17 protein-coding genes and 1 riboswitch are annotated in these 17,651 nt (G+C 70.7%); of the genes, 8 read left to right on the top strand and 9 right to left on the bottom strand.

Translation table 11 applies throughout. The features are described from left to right. Nucleotides 1-6 precede the first annotated feature (6 nt). Nucleotides 7-549 carry a hypothetical protein gene (locus tag ACN27F_RS02070; protein WP_421430849.1) on the top strand — a complete coding sequence of 181 codons (543 nt, stop codon included), beginning with the start codon at nt 7-9 and terminating at the stop codon, nt 547-549. Between the two features lie 16 nt (nt 550-565). On the opposite strand, the gene ACN27F_RS02075 is transcribed toward ACN27F_RS02070, so the two are convergent. Beyond that, nucleotides 566-1,795, bottom strand: coding sequence for an MAB_1171c family putative transporter (locus tag ACN27F_RS02075; protein ID WP_421430850.1), 1,230 nt, complete (start codon nt 1,793-1,795; stop codon nt 566-568). A 146-nt stretch (nt 1,796-1,941) separates the two neighbouring features. Continuing rightward, nucleotides 1,942-2,385, bottom strand: a complete 444-nt coding sequence (locus tag ACN27F_RS02080; RefSeq protein ID WP_421430851.1) for an XRE family transcriptional regulator — start codon at nt 2,383-2,385, stop codon at nt 1,942-1,944. A gap of 96 nt (nt 2,386-2,481) precedes the next feature. On the opposite strand from ACN27F_RS02080, the gene ACN27F_RS02085 reads away from it, so the two are divergent. Further along, nucleotides 2,482-5,352, top strand: a complete 2,871-nt coding sequence (locus ACN27F_RS02085) for a family 16 glycosylhydrolase (protein WP_421430852.1) — start codon at nt 2,482-2,484, stop codon at nt 5,350-5,352. 91 nt (nt 5,353-5,443) lie between these two features. Further along, a complete protein-coding gene (locus tag ACN27F_RS02090) occupies nt 5,444-6,997 on the top strand; it encodes a CHAP domain-containing protein (RefSeq protein ID WP_421430853.1) in 1,554 nt (517 codons plus the stop codon). 136 nt (nt 6,998-7,133) lie between these two features. On the opposite strand, the gene ACN27F_RS02095 is transcribed toward ACN27F_RS02090, so the two are convergent. The 3 genes from ACN27F_RS02095 to ACN27F_RS02105 form a co-directional block, all read right to left on the bottom strand. Then, complete coding sequence (locus tag ACN27F_RS02095; RefSeq protein WP_421430854.1) at nt 7,134-7,751, bottom strand: MarR family winged helix-turn-helix transcriptional regulator; 618 nt, start codon at nt 7,749-7,751, stop codon at nt 7,134-7,136. A gap of 566 nt (nt 7,752-8,317) precedes the next feature. After that, nucleotides 8,318-8,497, bottom strand: coding sequence for a DUF397 domain-containing protein (locus ACN27F_RS02100; protein WP_421439909.1), 180 nt, complete (start codon nt 8,495-8,497; stop codon nt 8,318-8,320). Between the two features lie 25 nt (nt 8,498-8,522). Beyond that, the gene (locus ACN27F_RS02105) at nt 8,523-9,071 is read right to left on the bottom strand and encodes a DUF5753 domain-containing protein (protein WP_421430855.1); all 549 of its coding nucleotides are present in this window, start codon (nt 9,069-9,071) and stop codon (nt 8,523-8,525) included. Between the two features lie 284 nt (nt 9,072-9,355). Here ACN27F_RS02105 and ACN27F_RS02110 point away from each other — a divergent pair, with 284 nt between their 5' ends. Together ACN27F_RS02110 and ACN27F_RS02115 are read left to right on the top strand one after the other, a co-directional pair. After that, on the top strand, nt 9,356-9,688 hold the full coding sequence (locus tag ACN27F_RS02110) for a hypothetical protein (RefSeq protein WP_421430856.1): 333 nt from the start codon (nt 9,356-9,358) through the stop codon (nt 9,686-9,688). A 509-nt stretch (nt 9,689-10,197) separates the two neighbouring features. After that, entirely contained in the window at nt 10,198-11,064 is an 867-nt protein-coding gene (locus ACN27F_RS02115) for a S1 family peptidase (RefSeq protein WP_421430857.1), read from the top strand. 64 nt (nt 11,065-11,128) lie between these two features. Here the strand turns inward: ACN27F_RS02115 and ACN27F_RS02120 are convergent, their stop codons facing one another. The 4 genes from ACN27F_RS02120 to ACN27F_RS02135 form a co-directional block, all read right to left on the bottom strand. Beyond that, nucleotides 11,129-11,356 carry a DUF2277 family protein gene (locus ACN27F_RS02120; protein WP_421430858.1) on the bottom strand — a complete coding sequence of 76 codons (228 nt, stop codon included), beginning with the start codon at nt 11,354-11,356 and terminating at the stop codon, nt 11,129-11,131. Between the two features lie 166 nt (nt 11,357-11,522). Next, nucleotides 11,523-12,953 (bottom strand): cobyrinate a,c-diamide synthase, encoded by a 1,431-nt coding sequence (locus ACN27F_RS02125; protein ID WP_421430859.1) that lies wholly within the window; start codon nt 12,951-12,953, stop codon nt 11,523-11,525. Continuing rightward, nucleotides 12,947-13,549, bottom strand: coding sequence for a cob(I)yrinic acid a,c-diamide adenosyltransferase (cobO, locus tag ACN27F_RS02130; RefSeq protein ID WP_421430860.1), 603 nt, complete (start codon nt 13,547-13,549; stop codon nt 12,947-12,949). The genes ACN27F_RS02125 and cobO overlap by 7 nt, the downstream gene beginning before the upstream one ends. Continuing rightward, nucleotides 13,549-15,555 (bottom strand): VWA domain-containing protein, encoded by a 2,007-nt coding sequence (locus tag ACN27F_RS02135; RefSeq protein WP_421430861.1) that lies wholly within the window; start codon nt 15,553-15,555, stop codon nt 13,549-13,551. The genes cobO and ACN27F_RS02135 overlap by 1 nt, the downstream gene beginning before the upstream one ends. Nucleotides 15,556-15,637: 82 nt before the next feature. Next, nucleotides 15,638-15,768, bottom strand: a riboswitch (cobalamin riboswitch). Between the two features lie 152 nt (nt 15,769-15,920). On the opposite strand from ACN27F_RS02135, the gene ACN27F_RS02140 reads away from it, so the two are divergent. The 3 genes from ACN27F_RS02140 to ACN27F_RS02150 all read left to right on the top strand — a co-directional run bounded on the left by ACN27F_RS02140 (nt 15,921) and on the right by ACN27F_RS02150 (nt 17,612). Further along, the gene (locus ACN27F_RS02140; RefSeq protein WP_421430862.1) at nt 15,921-16,157 is read left to right on the top strand and encodes a CbtA family protein; all 237 of its coding nucleotides are present in this window, start codon (nt 15,921-15,923) and stop codon (nt 16,155-16,157) included. A 16-nt stretch (nt 16,158-16,173) separates the two neighbouring features. Continuing rightward, nucleotides 16,174-16,368, top strand: a complete 195-nt coding sequence (locus ACN27F_RS02145; RefSeq protein WP_421430863.1) for a hypothetical protein — start codon at nt 16,174-16,176, stop codon at nt 16,366-16,368. Between the two features lie 215 nt (nt 16,369-16,583). Further along, nucleotides 16,584-17,612, top strand: a complete 1,029-nt coding sequence (locus ACN27F_RS02150) for a LuxR C-terminal-related transcriptional regulator (RefSeq protein ID WP_421430864.1) — start codon at nt 16,584-16,586, stop codon at nt 17,610-17,612. Nucleotides 17,613-17,651: the final 39 nt, after the last annotated feature.

Raw genomic sequence — 17,651 nt, forward strand, 5'->3', positions numbered from 1 at the left:
GTTGACGTGCGCATTCGACGAGCGGGCCGGGGCGCGGTGCTGCGACGGTGCGCTCGCCTGGTGCGTCAGCTGGACCGGACGGTGGGCCTACCGGTGCCGTTCCACTTGGAGGAGTTCCTCGACCGGTGGAGCCGGCATCGGGGCGGCCGGCCGATCTCGCTGTTCCCGCTGACCGTCGCCGAACTGCCGGTGGGGACCTGCGGCCTGTGGCTGGCCCTGCCCGACCAGGACATCGTCGCCTTCCCGGTGGACGCGCCGCGAAACCATCGGGATCACATCGTGCTGCACGAGGTGGGGCACATGCTCGCCGCACACGCGGCCGGTCCGGACCGGCCGGCAGCCGGATTCGCCGATCTGCTGCCGGACCTGGATCCGGCGATGGTGCGCTCGGTGCTGGGCCGCTGCGCGTACGGCGATGTGCCCGAGCAGGAGGCCGAGCTGATCGCGTCGCTGATCATGCACCGCTCGCTCGGCAGCGGGCCACGGGTGCCGCTGGGTGGACGCGTCGGCGTGGTGGTCGAGCGGATGGAGCGGACGCTGGACCGCTGAGGCGGCGGGCCGAGCGTCAGGGGCGGGCCGGATCGGCGGTGGCGGCGGCGAAGCGACCGACGATCGGGGATCTCGCGTAGGCGTCGCTGACGCGTTCGAGCCGGCGCACGACCGCGGCGAGGTCCAGGTTCCCGTCGGCGGGCGCGGTCACGACGCCGCCGCCGCCGGCTGGTCCACGGTCCTCGCCGGCTGGTTTCCGGTGCTCACCGGTTGGTCCACTGTCCTCGCGCAGCGCCGCCAGTCCGGCGGCGAAGAGGGCGGCGTCCCGAACCGCGCGGGCGACCTCGCCGGTCAGCCCGGCGTCGTCGACGGCGTGGTCGATCTCGCGTCGAAGCGCCGCGCCGACCCGCTGTTCCACAACCAGTTGCGCGTCCTGGATCTCGATGACCCGGCGATAGAGGCGCAGCCGGGTGCCGCCCGGGCCGCGGGCGACCGGCAGCACGGCGTGCGGGCGAGCTTCGCGCGCGGCCTCCCACAGCGGACGCAACCGCCGGTGGGTACGCCGGTACTGCCACCATCGGCCACCGGACCGCACCACGATGCCGCCCGTCAGCAGCGCCACGCCGATGGCCGGAACCACGGCGGCGACGACGAACTCGACCAGGCCGAAGCGGTCGTCGCTGCCCACGTCGATGCCCAGCCGGCCGATCAGCAGCGCCCCGATCCGCCCGACGAGATAGATCATGCCGGTCACGCAGGCCCACCGCTGCAGCTGCAGGCTGATCCGCAACCACCGGTCGGAGGTGCGCATGGCGTACCGGCCGATCAGCAGGAACAGGCTCGTGACGATGGCGCCGAGATAGCCCGCGAAGATCAGGTAGTAGGCGACCACGCCGCCGGGAGCGTCCGGCGACGTGAACCTGTCCGGTGCGGTCGGTGTGGCGAGGAACAGGCCGGTCATGGCGGCGAGCGCGAGCAGGAGCGCGGCCAGCCAGCGCCGTGCGTGGGTGCTGGCGGTGGCGCGTTCGTACAGGATGTGCAGCACCATGACCTGGAGGGCGTAGGCGGCGACCAGGGTCGTGCCGTTGCCGGTGAGTTGGCCGAGGTTGGTGACGACCTCGTTCTGTACGCTGCGCGCCGCCGGCGACTGGACCAGGAACGACACGCCGAGCGTGCCCAGCGACGCGGTCAGCGCGATGCGGCCGGGCATCCGCGCCGCGCCGCCACGGGCGCTGAGGATCGCGGACGTCAGCAGGACCGCGCCCGAGGCGGCGAACACCCCGTTCACCAGGCCCGTGTGCGACACAGGGCGTAATGGTATCAGCTCGATGTCTACTCGGGGTGGACATCAAATCCGGTCGCATCTACTGTGAGTGGAAATCCTTCGCATGCCGGTGGAGGTGGTGGAGATGAGTTCCATGCCCGGAGGCGGACCCGGCGCCCCGGCGACGATCAGGAAGCGGGGGTCTCCGGACGCCCGGTGGCGTCTCCGGTCAGACGCTGCATGATGCGCAGGACGGCCAGCCGGTCAGGGCGGGACAACGTGGTGCTGCGTCGCATGATCTCCCGGACATCGGCATCCCGCACCGCCGCCAGCAGCATCAGCTGCTCATCGATGTCGGCGGCTTTGTCGTCGGAAAGGAAGTAGGCAGGCGGTACGCCGAAGAAGGCAGCCAGCGCCTCGATCTGCTTGAGCGTCGGATTGTCCCGGCTGCCGTTGCGCAGCGCCCAGAGGTACTGCGGTGAAATCTGCACCTCTCCGCTGGCACTGACCGCGCGGGCGACCTCCGGATTGCTGTACGGCCGGGTGCGGCCGGCCGGGATCACGACGGCGAAGAGGTGGTTGAGCCGATCCGCGAGGGCCGATCGACGGGGGCGGTCCTCCGGCTCGGACATCTCCTGCGACCTCCTCCGCTGCCGGCCCGTTCAGCCTAGCCCCACCTCCACCCGAAAGGAGTTTGCCGGATGGATCACTCCCGGATTGCATTAGGAATGCTGAGGCGTACGCCGCGCTGGCGGGCGGCTACCGCGCTCGCGGTGGCGCTGGTGCTCGGCGCCACCGCAGGCGGCCCCACGGTCGGCGGCCAGACCCTCGGCGGCCAGACCCTCGGCGGCCAGACCCTCGCGACGATCCGGCAACTCGCCGATGTCCGGACCGGCACGGTCGTCAACACCTGCACCAACCCCGTGCTGGACCGTGACCTGACCGGATGGGGCCGGCACGGTACGGGTGCGACGCCGGGCCGCGCGGCGATCTCCGGGCATGTGGTCGCGGACTTCGCCTACGTGCAGCCGAGCGGCAACGGCGTCGACCCGCAGATGTACCTGCCGCAGCTGGACGTCACGCCCGGTGGGCAGTGGACGTTCGCCATGGACACCTGGGTGAGCGGTCCGGCCACCGACGTCATGGTCCACATGCAGGTCGACTGGTACTCGTCGTCGGGCAGGTACCTCGGCCACACCGAGGGGCCCGGTACGCCGGTGACCGGCAGCACCACTGAACGGTGGACCCGGGTGTCCGGTGACTTCACCGCCCCGGCCGACGCGGCGCGGGCGAACGTGACCGCGCAGCTGATGGCGCCGGCCGGCATGACCTGGCGGTCGACGGCCTGCGACTACCGGCCGGTCGGCACCGCCGCGGCTCCACCACAGGCGACCGGTACGGCTGTCGGCACCTGCGCCAATCCCGTCGTCGGCCGCGACCTCGACGGTTGGGGCAGGCATGCCGGCGGTGCGGCGCCGACCCGGGTCGCCGTCGCCCGACACGCCGTCGCCGGTGCGGGAGCCTGGTTCGACAACACGGGCGCGTCGCCGGCCGCGTACCTCCCGCAGAAGGACGTGCGCCCCGGTGAGACGTGGACGTTCGCCGTCGACAGCTGGGTCGACCACGTCGCCGGCGACGACGCGTCGGTCCGGATGCTGGTCGACTGGTACAGCGCGACCGGCGCCTACCTCGGTCAGCATCACGGCGCGGCGGTGCCGGTCGTCAACAGCGCCACCGAGACCTGGACGCGGGCCGCGGGAGACTTCACCGCGCCGGCCGACGCGGCTCGCGCGAACGTCCTCGCCGAACTGGTGACGACAGACACGTCCACGTCGTGGATCATCACCGCCTGCGACTACCGGCCGACGTCCGCCACCGCACCGCCGCCCGAGTTCGCCATCAACGCGACCGTCCTTGACGGGGACCGGGTGAAGGTCGACTGGGAGACCACCCGGACCGACGTCACCGGATGGACCGTCGGCCGCGACGGCGTCGACGACTTCGGAACCGGCGCCTGGAGCACCGACAAGGCGGCGGCGGACCGCAGCCACACCTTCAACTCCCTCATCGCGGGCACGCGGTACATCTTCACCCTGACCCCCGGGACCGCCACCGGAAACCTCCCGGCGGTGACCGTCACGGCGACCCCCGGCGGCGGAACGGTCCCGCCACCGCTCGACGGCTGGCACCTCACCTTCCACGACGAGTTCGAGGGCACGTCTCTCGACACCACGAAGTGGTCGGCGGTGGACTCCAACGCCACCGAGGAAGCCTTCGGCCTCGGGTACACGTGTTTCGACCCCGCGCGGGTCAGTGTCAGCGGCGGAAACCTGGTGCTCAGCGCCGTCCCGGACGCCACCCCTGAGGTCTGCCCGGGAAGTGAATCTCCTCGCCAGTTCGATTCCGGGATGGTCTGGACGAACAACACGTTCAGCCAGCGTGAGGGTCGGTACGAGGTCCGGATGAGGACTCCGGATCTGCAGGGGGCCTGGCCGGCGTTCTGGACCTGGTCTCAGTCCGCCGCGCAGGACGGCGTGTGGTCCGAGATAGACATCGTCGAGGCATACGACTACGACGACTCCTCGTCGTGGACCGATGTCGCACCGAACCTGCACGACGTCGGCAACATCGACCCACCGACCACCTGCGACGTGCAGAACTTCAACACCGAGATGCACACCTATGCGATGGAGTGGAAAGAGAACTCGATCCGCATGTACTACGACGGCGTCCTGTGTCACGAGTTCACGGACTGGACCAGCTCCAGCGGCCCGCCTCCGGCGCCGTTCGATCGGGAGCACTACCTCGTCCTGAACCTGACCGTTGGATTTCCCTGGGGCGTCGAGGGCGCCGCCGAAACCGTTCCCGATCCCGGCTGGACCGGTTCGGAGATGCAGGTGGAGTACGTTCGCGTCTGGGAAGAGGACACCACCCCCGCGCCACCGCCGTCGGGCGACACCGCGCAGGCCACCCAGAACTGGGGATCACCGGCCTGGAGCGACGACTTCGACGGTACGGCGCCGAGCGCGAACTGGGGGCTCTACCACTCACCCGGCCACGAGCACGGCAACCGGAAACCGGAGAACTGTCAGGTCTCCGGCGGGACACTCAAGCTGGTCTCCGAGCCGAATCTCGACACCTGCGGCATGGCTCACCAGAAGGTGCAGACCCACGGGCGCTGGGAAGCGAGGGTCAGGTCCAGCGGCTCGGGATGGATGAGCCTCTTCATCATCTGGCCCGACCCCGGCAACTGGCCGGACAATGGTGAATACGACTGGCGGGAGCACCGTGCCGGCGCAGCCTGCTACACCGGCTTCCTGCACTATCCTGGTCACACTCCGCAGCGACAGGAACAGTTACCGTACAATTGCGCCGCCGGTGGCACGTCGCAATGGCACAATATCGCGTTCGAATGGTCGTCGACCAGGATGGCCGGATGGGTCGACGGAGTCCTCTGGTACGAGTTCGACTGCGCTGCCAACGAGGATCTCTGCCGGATGCCCGCCGGTCACCTGACCTTCCAGAACGACAACCAGGGCGACGCTCCCGGACACAGTGCCGTCACGGAGATCGACTGGGTTCGGGGTTGGGATCTGTAGTCCCATCGCGTTGTTCGACTCCAGACACCTTGTTTCCCGGCAGTCCACTGCCCGTGGCTGCCGGTAGGCCACTCCACCGGATGGAGGAAGTATGAGAACACGACGACCACCGGGACGGGCCCCGCGACGCGTGGTCTCGGCGCTGCTGGCGCTGGCGGTCCTGATGACCGCGACGTTCACCACCGGCCTGGTGTACGACGTGGCCGGCGGCGCCCCGCACGCGGGCGCCGGGCCGACCCGCGACACGATCACGGCCATCGCCAACGCCGAGGTGGGCACCGCCGAGGACGCGAGAGAGTGCCAGAAGTACGGCCCATGTGCGGACTGGTGCGCGATGTTCGTGACCTGGGTGTGGGAACAGGCGGGGATGTCCGGCGTGCCGCGCGACATCTACGTGGCGCGCAACCTCGGCCGGTGGGGCGTCGACAACGGACTGTTCAAACGCCGGCCGGCCGGCGGGGTTGGCACCCCGGTGCCCGGCGACCTCGTCATCTACGGTGAACCGGCCAACGTGACCGGTGGCCACGTGTCGCTCGTGGACTCGGTCAACAACAACGGGACGATCGTCACGATCGACGGGAACGTCACCGACAAGGTGGTCAGGCGAACCATCGACCCGCGCACGGCGACCTCGGGCGCCAGTCGCCTGCCTGTCTCCGGCTACGTCGCGCCGCCCGGAACGACCTCGGCGGCGGCACCGGCCATCGTCCAGTACGGCAACCAGATTCACGTGTTCGTCACCGGCGCGGACAAGCGTCTGTACCAAAAGGTGTGGAATCCCACCACCGGCTGGACCGGATGGATCGATCACGCCGGCGGGCTCAACGGCCAGCCCGAGGTGGTGGTACTCGGCGACCAGATCTTCGCGTTCGCCACCGGCACGGACCGGCGCGTGCACCAGAAGACGTGGAGCCCGACCGCCGGGTGGTCCGGCTGGAACAGCCTGGACGGTCAGATCATCGGAGAACCGAGCCCGCTGGTCTACGGCAACGAGATCCACGTCTTCGTAACCGGCACCGACCGCCGCCTGCACCAGAAGGTGCGAAGCGGGTCCGGCACCTGGTCCGGCTGGTACGACCTCGGTGGCGGGATCATCGGTGAGCCGAACCCCCTGGCGTACGGCGACCAGATCCACGTGTTCGTCACCGGCGTCGACGCCCGCATGCACCAACTGGTGTGGAACCGCACCGACGGCTGGTCCGGCTGGATCGACCATGCCGGCCAGATCGCCAGCGTCCCGTGGGTGATCGCGGCACAGGGTCAGATCCAGGCGTTCGTCACCGGAGCCGACCGGCGGGTCTTCCAGAAGACGTGGAATCCGTCCGGCGGCTGGTCCGGCTGGAACGGTCTCGACGGCCAGGTCACCGGTGAGCCGATCCCGCTGGCCCAGGGCAGTCAGGTCAACGTGTTCGTCACCGGCGTCGACCGGCACATCCACCAGAAGGTTCGTAGCGCCGCCGGCAGTTGGTCGGGGTGGCACGACCTCGGCGGTCAGATCGCCGGCTCGGCCAAGACGTTCATGCTGGACGACCAGGTCCACGTGTTCGTCATCGGTGTCGACAGACGCCTGCACCAGAAGGTCTGGAGTCCGTCCGGCGGCTGGTCCGGCTGGTACGACCTCGCCGGAACGATCGACGTGTCCTGACGCCGTACCTGGGCCGGCCGGCAGGACAGGCAAGGACCGATATTCATCGGCCGGTAGCTCGCACCGGTTCCCGACAGCCGGGTCCCCCGTGCGAGCTACCGGCGTTCGGTGTGTCGGGTCGGATGCCCGGCCCACATCAGGGATTGGCGGCGGGTCGCGTCCTGGTGGCTTCACTGTCTCGAGCGCGAATCCAATCGATGAAGGTGCGGACCTCGGTGGTCTGGGCCTCGGTGAGGTGGGCACCCGCATAGGAGACGACGGGTTGCCGATCGGACGGCCCTGTCGGTGGGACGGTGTAGGGGCGGGGGGCGGCGTCGAGAACCCGGCGAAGGGCGGCGTCGAGGTCACTCAGGCCGGCGCGGACGGCCTCGGGTCGGTCGATGGCCCGCTGCAGGCGGGGCAGGGTCGCAGCAAGGACACCGGCAGCGGCGACCGTGACCTGTAGACCGTCGTCGCTGAGGCGCAGCAGCCGCGACCGGGCATCGTCGGGGTTAGGCAGCAGCGTGCCGTGTCCACGGGTGGTGATCCGTCGAACCATACCCGAGACGGTGGTGGGGGCCATGCCGGTCCATCGTGAAATCTGTGTGGGTGTGCCTGGCCCGTAGGTGTGGATCAGCGAGTACAGACCGAACTCATCGCTGGTCAGGCCCGTCGGACGGAGCGCCTCGTCGAGCAGACGGCCGGCAAGGTGGCTGACCAGCCAGACGTCGAACAGAAGGGTGGACACCCCTCTATTGCTGCTGTTACGTTCCATAGAAACTACCGTACAGCAGTATCGTGAAGTGTGGGTCGTCGTCATGGTGTCAACGCTGATCCGTACCCGGGTGCGTCCCCGCCACCTGGTGGTGGTTCTCCTCGTCTGGTTGCCCCTGGCCGCGACGATCTTCGGACCGTGGCCCGGTCTACTCGTCCGGGTCACACGCGCCTGCGGCGGCCTGGCCCCGCTGGACGTACGCACGAGTTGGACTGCTACCGACGCCCACACGATGCTCGCCGCCTGCGGCCCCGCCGGCCGGACCACCTACCTGCACCTGCAGCTGGCCGACCTGGCCTACCCCGCCGCCGCCGGCGCGGCCCTGCTCGTCGCAACCGCTCTGCTGGCGCGTCACTACACAGCCCAGACCTGGCCGCTGCTGCTGCCGGCCATCGCCATGACGGTGCTGGACTACACAGAGAACGCCGGGATCTGGACCCGCCCGTACTCCTGCCACTCGGGACCGCTGGCGCCATGCCCGCGTCGCGCTGGAGTCGATCGGCTCGTTCGCAGCACAGCGACACAAATCGACGGCGCCTGCCGGCGGCGGGAGAGTCTGAGTACTGTCAGCTGCGCCGCTTCGCCAGATCGACGAACGAGGACCACACGGCCGGCTCGAAGCTGAGGGTTGCGCCGCCGCGATCCTTGGTATCGCGGACGAGGACGCGCCCGTGCAGGTTACCGGCGACCTCGATACATCCGTTTGTATCGCTGTAGCTGCTCTTGCGCCAGCGAGCGCCGGTCATGTCCATTTCTCTTCCATCCTCGCAATCAACTCCAAGCTCTGCCGGTGCGGCAAGCCGTGTCCCGGGTCAGCTCCCACGCGTCCTCAAGCCTCGCAGTGTCGTCCGGGGCCTCGACGATGCGGCCACGCAGATAGCCGTCCAGAAACCCCACGGTACGCCCGTCAACGGTTGCAAGCACCAGCCCGCCGTGCAGCCCTGGGTAGAGTCCAGTCCCGAGAGGGATCACATGGATCTGCACGCTCGGTCGCTCAGCCGCTGCGGTCAGCGCCCCGATCTGCTCACGCATCACCGCCCGGCTACCGACCTCGCGATGAAACACCATCTCATCGACCACCGCGACGAGCCGGCACGGGCTCTTCCGGGACAGAATCGACTGTCGGGCGATCCTGGCGGCAACCAGACCATTCAGGTCCGCGCCAGGGTCGTCCTCGAAGACGGCAAGCACCTCTCGGGCGTACACCTCGGTCTGGAGCAGCCCAGGCACCACGAACGGATGGAGCCACACGGGCACCTGTTCACCTACGACAAACTCTCGATAGAACTCGGCGAGCGCCGTATCGAACGCCTTATCCACAGCGCGTAGATAGTCAGGAAGCACGCTTCCTGGCTGAGCGCTGCTGCCTCCCGCAGTCGCCGAAGCTCTCTTACCAGATAACCGCTTCCGCCCATAGACCTTCACGTCTCCCAATTCAACACGCGGCGCCACGCTTCGGCGTCGATCACTACCCGCGCCCACTCCGACAACTTGTTCGTTGCCACCAGGTCACACCGGGTCGACGACCATCTTCCGCTTCCTGATACCGACAGTCCGGGGTGGAAGACGGAATTGCCAGCGCCGCTTTCCCAAGGGGGTCCAACGTGCTCAGGAATGACGGTATAGGCAGCACACCCCGCCTCGCCCGGCACACATCGATCGGTACGCCACCCCAGTCTGGAGTCGACCGGACGCCCAACCGGCCACCCCTGTCCAGACGGACACCGGATGCGACCGATGCCGACAACGACCCGCCATTCCGGATCACGGCGACCGCGCCAGCCGCCGACCTGTCGGACGCGCCGGACCCGGACGAGATGCGGGAGGCCGGACAGATACTGGCCCGGCACGCCCCGTCGCGGCACGGGGACCGACGGGTGTACGCCGTGCTCCGATACTCCGGTCGTTGGCCGTCCGTGGTGGCGATCCATGACTGAACCCGCCCCGACGCCGCCGGCAGAGCCTCTGGTGCGCCCCGGCGACCTGGTGTCGCTGCGGCAGTGAATGGATCATGGTCATCGGCCACGAGTTGAGCGACAACCCGATCTTCGACGGAACGCTGGTCACGGTGCGCCCGTACAAAGACGTCCTCCGCAGGCCAGGTGTCGTCACCCGGCCCGGATAACCGGGACTCCCCCGGGGTGCGCACTCCCCAATCGCCGGTCACCCCCACCATGTATGGCCGGCCGCACCCGGGGGCACCACCGGGACGGATGCCGCGCCGCTGCGCCGTGTCGGCAGATAAGCAGTCCGCCCATGAACTGATTGATTCATTTTTCAACAAGGTTCTTGTTGAGATAATTCTATTATGCTAAACCCTTGATCCGGCATTGAGAAATGCAGATACTTCTCAGTAACTCGCCGGACGCAGGGCGTTGCGCGTCCCATCGCGTGCCTGGCAGCACTCAAGGGCCTCGACGTCGGGGTCCCCGATTGAGGAGAGACAGTGAGGATCAGACGCACCACAGGCCGAGCTGCCCGACTGTTCACCGTAGCCGTCGCCGCGGTCACCGCCGGTGTACTCGCCCTGCCCACCGCAGGAGCGGCGTCCCCCCAGGTCTACACCACCACCCAACTCATCGCGGTGAGCGACGCGGTGGAGCGCTCGGGCGTCGCGGGTATCGCCTGGCACGTCGACGACAGGACCGGCCGGGTCGTCGTGACCGCGGACGACAGCGTCTCCCGGGCCGAGATCGCGAAGATCAAGTTGACCGCACGCGGGATGGCTGGCGCGATCACGTTCGAGCGCACCTCCGGTGTCTTCACCAGGCTGGTGTCGTCCGGCGACCCCATCTACGGCAGCGGCGGCCGCTGCTCGCTCGGCTTCAACGCCGTCAGCGGCAGCACCTACTACTTCCTCACCGCCGGGCACTGCGGCGAGGTGATCAGCACCTGGTACAGCAACTCCGCCCAGACCAGCCTGATCGGCCCGACCGTCGACTACAGCTTCCCCGGTGACGACTACGCGCTGGTCCGCTACGCCAACCCGGCCCAGAGCCACCCGGGCGGCTTCACCGTCGGCGACGCCTCCGTCGGGCAGTCGGTGACCCGTACCGGCTCGACGACCGGCACCCACAGCGGCACAGTGACCGCGCTCAACGCCCGGGTCCGCTACCTGGGCAGCGGGGTCGTCCGGGGCCTGATCCGGACCGACGTGTGTGCCGAGCCGGGTGACTCCGGCGGGCCGCTCTACTCCGGGTCCACCGCGCTCGGCCTCACCTCCGGCGGCAGCGGCAACTGCCGGACCGGCGGCACCACCTTCTACCAGCCGGTCCGTGAGGCGGTCGACGAGTACGACGTGACCATCTACTGACCATCGGCGAACGACGTCGGCCGGCGGACGGTGAGTCCGCCGGCCGTCGCGGCGCTCGCGCCGATCACTCGCCGGCGTGGGCGACCGGGCCCCGGACCACGAGGCGATCGAGCAGGTCACGGCTGGCAGCAGCCACGACGGCCACCGCTGCCTCGAACGCTTCGGCGTTGTGCGTCGCCGGCTGGCGGAACCCGGATATCTTGCGGACGTACTGTAGGGCGGCGGCTTCGATGTCCGCGTCGGTGACGTCGGAGACGTACGGCTCGCGCAGCGTCCTGATGCTTCGGCACATGCCGCTATCCTGCCCCATCGGGTGCTGGTCCGCCTGCCCGCGCTCGTCGGGCGTCGGGCGTCGGTACGCCGCACGCGCGAGGGCGGGAGCCGGTTGCGGCCCGCTACCACCGGAATCCGGGCTGATCGGGTAGAGGCGGTCGACCTACTCCGCGCCGGCCTCGCGGCTACCCAGCGGCCGGGCGTTGAGGGTTGGCCGCCGCCACCAGTCCGGCCGCGATCTGCGGCCGGGCCGCCCAGTGCAGGTGCAGGTACGAGGCGTGCACCCGGCCGGTGACGAACCCTTCGGGTGCGGCGCCCCGCCAGCCCCAGGCCGGGCCGGTCGGCCCGGTAGGCGCCGCCGCGCCCGCGCCTTCCGTAACCGTGCTACCCACACCCGTGTCCCCCGCGCGCGGCGTCACCTCGGTGCGGTGGAACTCGTGGCCGGTCAGCCGGGCTCCCTCCGGCGCCAGCACGCTGCCGGTCAGCGCCACCGCGTCGCGGTAGCCGAGCCTCAGCCAGGGCGTCATCCGGGCGTCGGCCGGCAGCACCCCGCACATCGGCGCGCCGTCCAGGGTCCGGCACAGCCAGAGCAGCCCGGCGCATTCGGCCGCCACCACGGCGCCGGACCGGGCCAGGGCCGCCACCTCGGCACGCAGCGCGGCGTTGGCGGCCAGCTCGGCTGCGTACACCTCGGGGAACCCGCCACCGACGACCAACGCGCGGGTCCGCTCGGGCAGCCGCTCGTCGCGCAGCGGATCGACGGTGCGGACCTCGGCCCCGGCGGCGGCGAGCAGTTCGGCGGTCTCCGGGTAGCCGAAGCTGAACGCCGGCCCACCGGCCACCGCGACCACCGGCCGTTCGCCCGGCGTCCGGCCCGCAACCGCGACCGCCCGCTGCGGCGACCACGGCTCGACCGGCAGGTCCGGGGCAGTGCGGGCGAGCGCGGCGACCGTGTCCAGGTCGATCCCGTCGCGGACCAGCTCCGCCAGCGCCACCACCGACGCGGTCGCCTCGGCTGCCCGCTCCACCACCGGGACCAGGCCGAGGTGGCGGGCCGGCGCGGCGACCGCCGGGTGCCGGCGCAGCACCCCGAGCACCGGTACGCCGACCTCGTCGCAGCCGTCACGCAGCACCTCGGCGTGCCGGTCCGAACCGACCCGGTTGAGAATCACCCCGGCGATGCGGACCCGGCCGAACGAGCGGAACCCGTGCACCAGCGCGGCGATCGACCGGGCCTGCCCCGAGGCGTCCACCACCAGCAGCACCGGCGCGTCCAGCAACGCGGCGACCTGCGCGGTGGAGCCGAGGTCACCGGCACCGACCCGCCCGTCGTACAGGCCCATCACGCCTTCGACGACGGCGAGCGCGGCCCCGGTCACGCCGTGGGCGAACAGCGGGCCGATCAGGTCCTCGCCGACCAGCACCGGGTCCAGGTTGCGGCCGGGTCGACCGGCGGCGAGCGTGTGGTAGCCGGGGTCGATGTAGTCCGGACCGACCTTGAATCCGGCCACCGTCAGGCCCCGGGCGGCGTACGCGGCCAGCAGCCCGGTCGCGACGGTGGTCTTGCCGTGCCCGGATCCGGGGGCGGCGATCACCACCCGGGGTACGGCTACCACTCGATGCCCTGCTGGCCCTTGCGCCCGGCGTCCATCGGATGTTTGACCTTGGTCATCTCGGTGACCAGGTCGGCCAAGGCGACGAGTTCGGCCGGTGCGTCCCGGCCGGTGATCACCACGTGCTGGTTGCCGGGCCGGTCCCGCAGCACCGACACCACCTCGGCCAGGTCCACCCAGCCCCACTTGATCGGGTAGGTGAACTCGTCGAGCACGTAGAAGCGGTACGCCTGCGCAACCAGGTCACGACGGATCTGCGCCCAGCCCTCGGCAGCCTCGGCGGCGTGGTCACGCTCGGTGCCGGGCCGCTGGATCCAGGACCAGCCCTCGCCCATCTTGTGCCAGGTGACCGGGGCGCCCTGCCCGCCCGCGCCGAGGGCGCGCAGCGCGGTCTCCTCGCCGACCTTCCACTTCGGGGATTTGACGAACTGGAAGACCACGATCGGCCAGCCGGCGGCCCAGGCGCGCAACGCCATGCCGAAGGCGGCGGTGGACTTGCCCTTGCCGGTGCCGGTGTGCACGGCGAGCACCGGTTGGCGCCGGCGCGCCCGGGTGGTCAGGCCGTCGTCCGGGACGTACTCCGGTCTGCCCTGTGGCATCAGGCGGCCCTCCCCTGCTCGACCGCTGCGGGCAGCTGCGACAGGGCCGCCAGGGGCAGCCACTCGGCGCCGTAGGCGGTGGCGAGCCGGCGGGCCAGTCCGAGGCGGACCGGGCCGGCCTCACAGTCGAGTACCACCACGGCCACGCCGTCCAGTAGCGGGACCACGGTCAGCGGATCCGGTCCGGCAGTCGCCCGCCCGTCGGTGACCAGCAGCAGCAGCGGCCGGCGGCGGGGATCGCGGCGTCGTTCGGTGGCGACGGTGGCGGCGGCCAGGCGCAGACCGGCGGCCAGCGGGGTACGCCCACCGGTGCGCAGCTGCGCCAACCGGGCGACCGCCACTTCGTGACTGCTGGTCGGCGGCAGCACCAGGTCGGCGCCGCTGCCCCGGAAGGTGATCATACCGATCCGGTCCCGCCGGTGGTACGCGTCGCGCAGCAGCGACAGCACCGCCGTCTTGACCACGGTCATCCGTTGCCGGGCGGCCATCGAGCCGGACGCGTCGACGACGAACAGAACCAGGTTTGATTCCTGCCCGACGTAGCGGGCCACCCGCAGGTCGCCGGGTGCGATCCGGCGGGCACCCCGGGCGGCGGTCGCCCGCAGGGTGGCCGGCAGGTGCACCGAGGTGACCCGTCCGCTCGGTGGTGCGGCCCCGACGAGGCGTCCCCGGTTCGCGTGAGCGGCGGAGCGACGCCCGGGTGTGCCCGGGCCACCCAGGCCGGGCAGCCGCAGGGTCCGGATCCGGTACGCCGGACCAGCCGCAGCTGGTGGCCCGGTCGGCTCGCCTGCGCCAGGCTGATCGGGACCGGGCTGGCCACCGGACGGTTCGCCCGGGCCGGGCTGGCCACCGAGTGGCTCGGCGGGGCCGGGTTCGCCCGCACCGGAAGGACCATCCGGTGGCAGTGCGCCCGGTGGTGGTGCGCCCGGTGGTGGACGGTTGCCAGGGCCAGGGCCAGGGCCGGAACCGCCGTCGCCGTCGCCAGGGCCGGGGCCGCCGCATTCGGCCTCCAGCACCTCGTCGAGACGATCCTGGTCGGCGCCGGGCGGATCGAGCGGATCCCGGCGGCGACGGTGTGGCAGCGCCAGCCGGGCCGCGTCGCGTACCTCGGCGACCGTCACCGTGGAAAGCCCACGCCACGCGGCGAGAGCCACCGCGGCGCGGGCCATCACGATGTCGGCGCGCAGTCCGTCCACCCGGTACGCCAGGCAGATCCGTGCGATCCGGTCGATCTCATGGTCGGGCAGGGCCACCCCGGGCAGTGCCTGTCGGGCGGCGCGGACCTGCTCGGCGAGCCGCTGATCGGCGTCGTACCAGGCGCCAGCGAACCCGGCCGGATCGGTCTCGTAGGCGAGCCGGCGGCGTACCACCTCGGCCCGGTCACCGACCTCGACCGGTGCGGTCACCGAGACCACCAGGCCGAAGCGGTCCAGCAACTGCGGGCGCGGCTCGCCTTCCTCCGGATTCATGGTGCCGACCAGCAGGAACCGGGCGGCGTGGCTGACCGACAGCCCGTCGCGTTCGACGTGCGCCCGGCCCATCGCGGCGGCGTCCAGCAGCAGGTCGACGAGGTGATCGGGTAGCAGGTTGACCTCGTCGACGTAGAGCAGGCCGCGGTGGGCGGCGGCGAGCAGGCCCGGCTCGTACGCCTTGGTGCCGGCGCCCAGCATCCGCTGGATGTCGATGGTGCCGACCACCCTGTCCTCGGTGGCCCCGACCGGTAGCTCGACCAGGGCTGCCGGACCGCGCCGGCCGGCGACCGGCGCGGTGTGCGGCCCGTCCGGGCAGCCCGGATCCGGCACGGTCGGGTCGCAGCCGAACCGGCACCCGACCACCCGGCCGACCTCGGGCAGCAGGGCGGCGAGCGCCCGGACGACGGTGGACTTGGCGGTCCCCTTCTCGCCCCGGATCAGCACCCCGCCGATTCCGGGGTGCACCGCGCCGAGCAGCAGCGCCTGCCGCAGGTCAGCGAGGCCGACCACGGCGGAGAACGGGTACGGCGTCATCGGGTGACCCGGCGGCTGGTCATGTCGTATCCCTCCCGCGGGTGTCCGCGCCCGCGTGCCGGTGGACCAACCGAGCGGCCGGAGTCTCCTGGCTGCCGGATCGTCGTCACACCCCGGCCTTCCCGCCGGATCTCGGCGGTGGCGCGGTGTCGCGTTGGGACGTGGCTCCCCGGTCACAGTGGCGGGACCGCCCCGGATTCGCACCGGGTTCCTCCGCGCACCGCTCGTGTGCCGGTCATGCTCGCCTACCGCGGGTCGGCTCGTCAACGTCGCGCTGGTCGCCAGCGTGACCACGACGCTCGCCATTGTCTTGACTTCCAGCTCAGCGGTACCCTGATCAGCGCCACGGTGCTCGGGAAGCCGGTGTGAATCCGGCGTGGTCGGCCGCGGCGACGGCCGTCGCCGGCTACGCCCTGTTACTGGCCTTCTGGCCGGCGACCGGGGTCGCGGTGCCGGCCGACGTACCCGCGTCCCTGCTGTGGGAGTTCCGGCTGGCGTCGCTGGGACAACTCGCCGTGCTGTGGACGGTCCTCGGAGTGGTTCTCGGGCTGCTGCTCACCCCGGTCCGCGCCGCCGTCCGGCCAGCCGTCGCGCCGGCATGACAGGGTGACCGGCCCGATGACCGCCGGCTGCCTCGTCACCGTCTGCCGTGGCTGCTGCTGCGGCACCAGCCGCAAGCACCCCGACGTCGACCACGACGGTCAGTTGCGTGCCCTGCGGGCGTCCGGCGCTCGGGTCCGGGTCGTCGACTGCCTCAACACCTGCGAACGATCCAACGTGGTGGTCGTCCAGCCGGTTCCGGCGGCACGGTGACGCGTGTGGCGGGCGTTGCTTGCCGGCTCCCCGTGCAGCCAGCAAGCAACGGCCTGGCGATGGCGCCGAGCCACCATCGCCCAGAACACAGCGAAGGGCAAGATTCTCACCGCACGGCTGCATGATTGTGCAACCGCTGACGCGACGGTCTTTCCCACACCGCGACGGCATGGTGAGCTGTGGCTGGCGACGAACGGGGGCGACGGGAGCGAGGTATGCCTGAGGTTGCCGGCACAATTCCACAACTGACCCGGTGGGGCGTGTCCGCTGACGCGGACCTGATCTACCGGGCACTGACCATGCTGGGTACGCGCACCGACACCCAGTTGGCTCACGAGCTCGGCCTGGCCCGCAAACGGGTACGCAGCGCGCTCGACGAGCTGTCCACTTTGTCGGCGGCAGCGCCGGCCGTCGACGGCTGGCGGCACCGGCCGGTGAGTCAGGTACTCGCCGGGCTGCACCGTCCCCGGGCCAGACCGATCAGCGAGCAGGAACTCTGGCGTCGGCACTTCGCCGCCCTGCACGGGATCGAACTGCCCGACCTGCACAGCCCGTTGTCCCGCTGGTGGCGTAGCCGGGCGAGCACGAGGCAACGGGTCCGGCGGCTGGTCGCCGCGGAACGGTACGAGCACATGACCATCAACACCGAGGTCATCACGGCCGCCGCTTCGGCTGCCGCGCTTCCCTTGGATCGCAGCCAGATCGCCCGCAGGGTCCGGGTGCGGGTGTTGAACCGGCCGGTCACCGGCGACGACCACACCCCGCACCACCTCGCCGATCTGAACGTGCCGGACGAACGACAACGGGAGATCGAGCTGCCTCCGATCAAACTGCTGGTCTACGACAGGCAGGTCGCGCTGTTTCCCGTTGACCCGCTCAACTTCGAAGCGGGGTATCTCGAGACGGCGCACCCGGTCGCGGTGCAGCAGCTGTGCGCGTTGTTCGACCGGCTCTGGGCGCAGGCACCGCGCCCGGGTCGTGGAGGGAGACCGGCGATCACACTCACCCCGCGCGAGCAGGCGCTGGTCGCGCTGCTGGCCGCCGGACACACCGATGCCACCGCGGCTCGGGAACTGCAGCTGAGCCTGCGGACCGTCGCGTACACGATGCGGAACTTGATGGACCGCCTCGGCGTGGAAAACCGCTTCCAACTGGCGATCCTGCTCGGCGCCTGCGGAGCGGTCACTCCGCTTCCGTCCACCCGCACCACCGACGTTCCCATACCCGAGGAGAAATCCGAATGATTCACCCAAGGCGCCGGGCGGCTATGGCGGCAGCCTCGA

This window comes from Solwaraspora sp. WMMB335 (assembly GCF_049179075.1).
Taxonomy (GTDB): Bacteria; Actinomycetota; Actinomycetes; order Mycobacteriales; family Micromonosporaceae; genus Micromonospora_E.

What these genes read in the sequence shown, in the direction of transcription:
- ACN27F_RS02085 (WP_421430852.1), top strand. Translation starts at nt 2,482, where the DNA reads ATGCTGAGGCGTACGCCGCGCTGGCGGGCGGCTACCGCGCTCGCGGTG.
- ACN27F_RS02095 (WP_421430854.1), bottom strand. Translation starts at nt 7,751, where the DNA reads ATGGAACGTAACAGCAGCAATAGAGGGGTGTCCACCCTTCTGTTCGAC.
- ACN27F_RS02135 (WP_421430861.1), bottom strand. Translation starts at nt 15,555, where the DNA reads ATGACGCCGTACCCGTTCTCCGCCGTGGTCGGCCTCGCTGACCTGCGG.
- ACN27F_RS02150 (WP_421430864.1), top strand. Translation starts at nt 16,584, where the DNA reads ATGCCTGAGGTTGCCGGCACAATTCCACAACTGACCCGGTGGGGCGTG.
- ACN27F_RS02080 (WP_421430851.1), bottom strand. Translation starts at nt 2,385, where the DNA reads ATGTCCGAGCCGGAGGACCGCCCCCGTCGATCGGCCCTCGCGGATCGG.
- ACN27F_RS02120 (WP_421430858.1), bottom strand. Translation starts at nt 11,356, where the DNA reads ATGTGCCGAAGCATCAGGACGCTGCGCGAGCCGTACGTCTCCGACGTC.
- ACN27F_RS02100 (WP_421439909.1), bottom strand. Translation starts at nt 8,497, where the DNA reads ATGACCGGCGCTCGCTGGCGCAAGAGCAGCTACAGCGATACAAACGGA.
- ACN27F_RS02145 (WP_421430863.1), top strand. Translation starts at nt 16,174, where the DNA reads ATGACCGCCGGCTGCCTCGTCACCGTCTGCCGTGGCTGCTGCTGCGGC.
- cobO (WP_421430860.1), bottom strand. Translation starts at nt 13,549, where the DNA reads ATGCCACAGGGCAGACCGGAGTACGTCCCGGACGACGGCCTGACCACC.
- ACN27F_RS02090 (WP_421430853.1), top strand. Translation starts at nt 5,444, where the DNA reads ATGAGAACACGACGACCACCGGGACGGGCCCCGCGACGCGTGGTCTCG.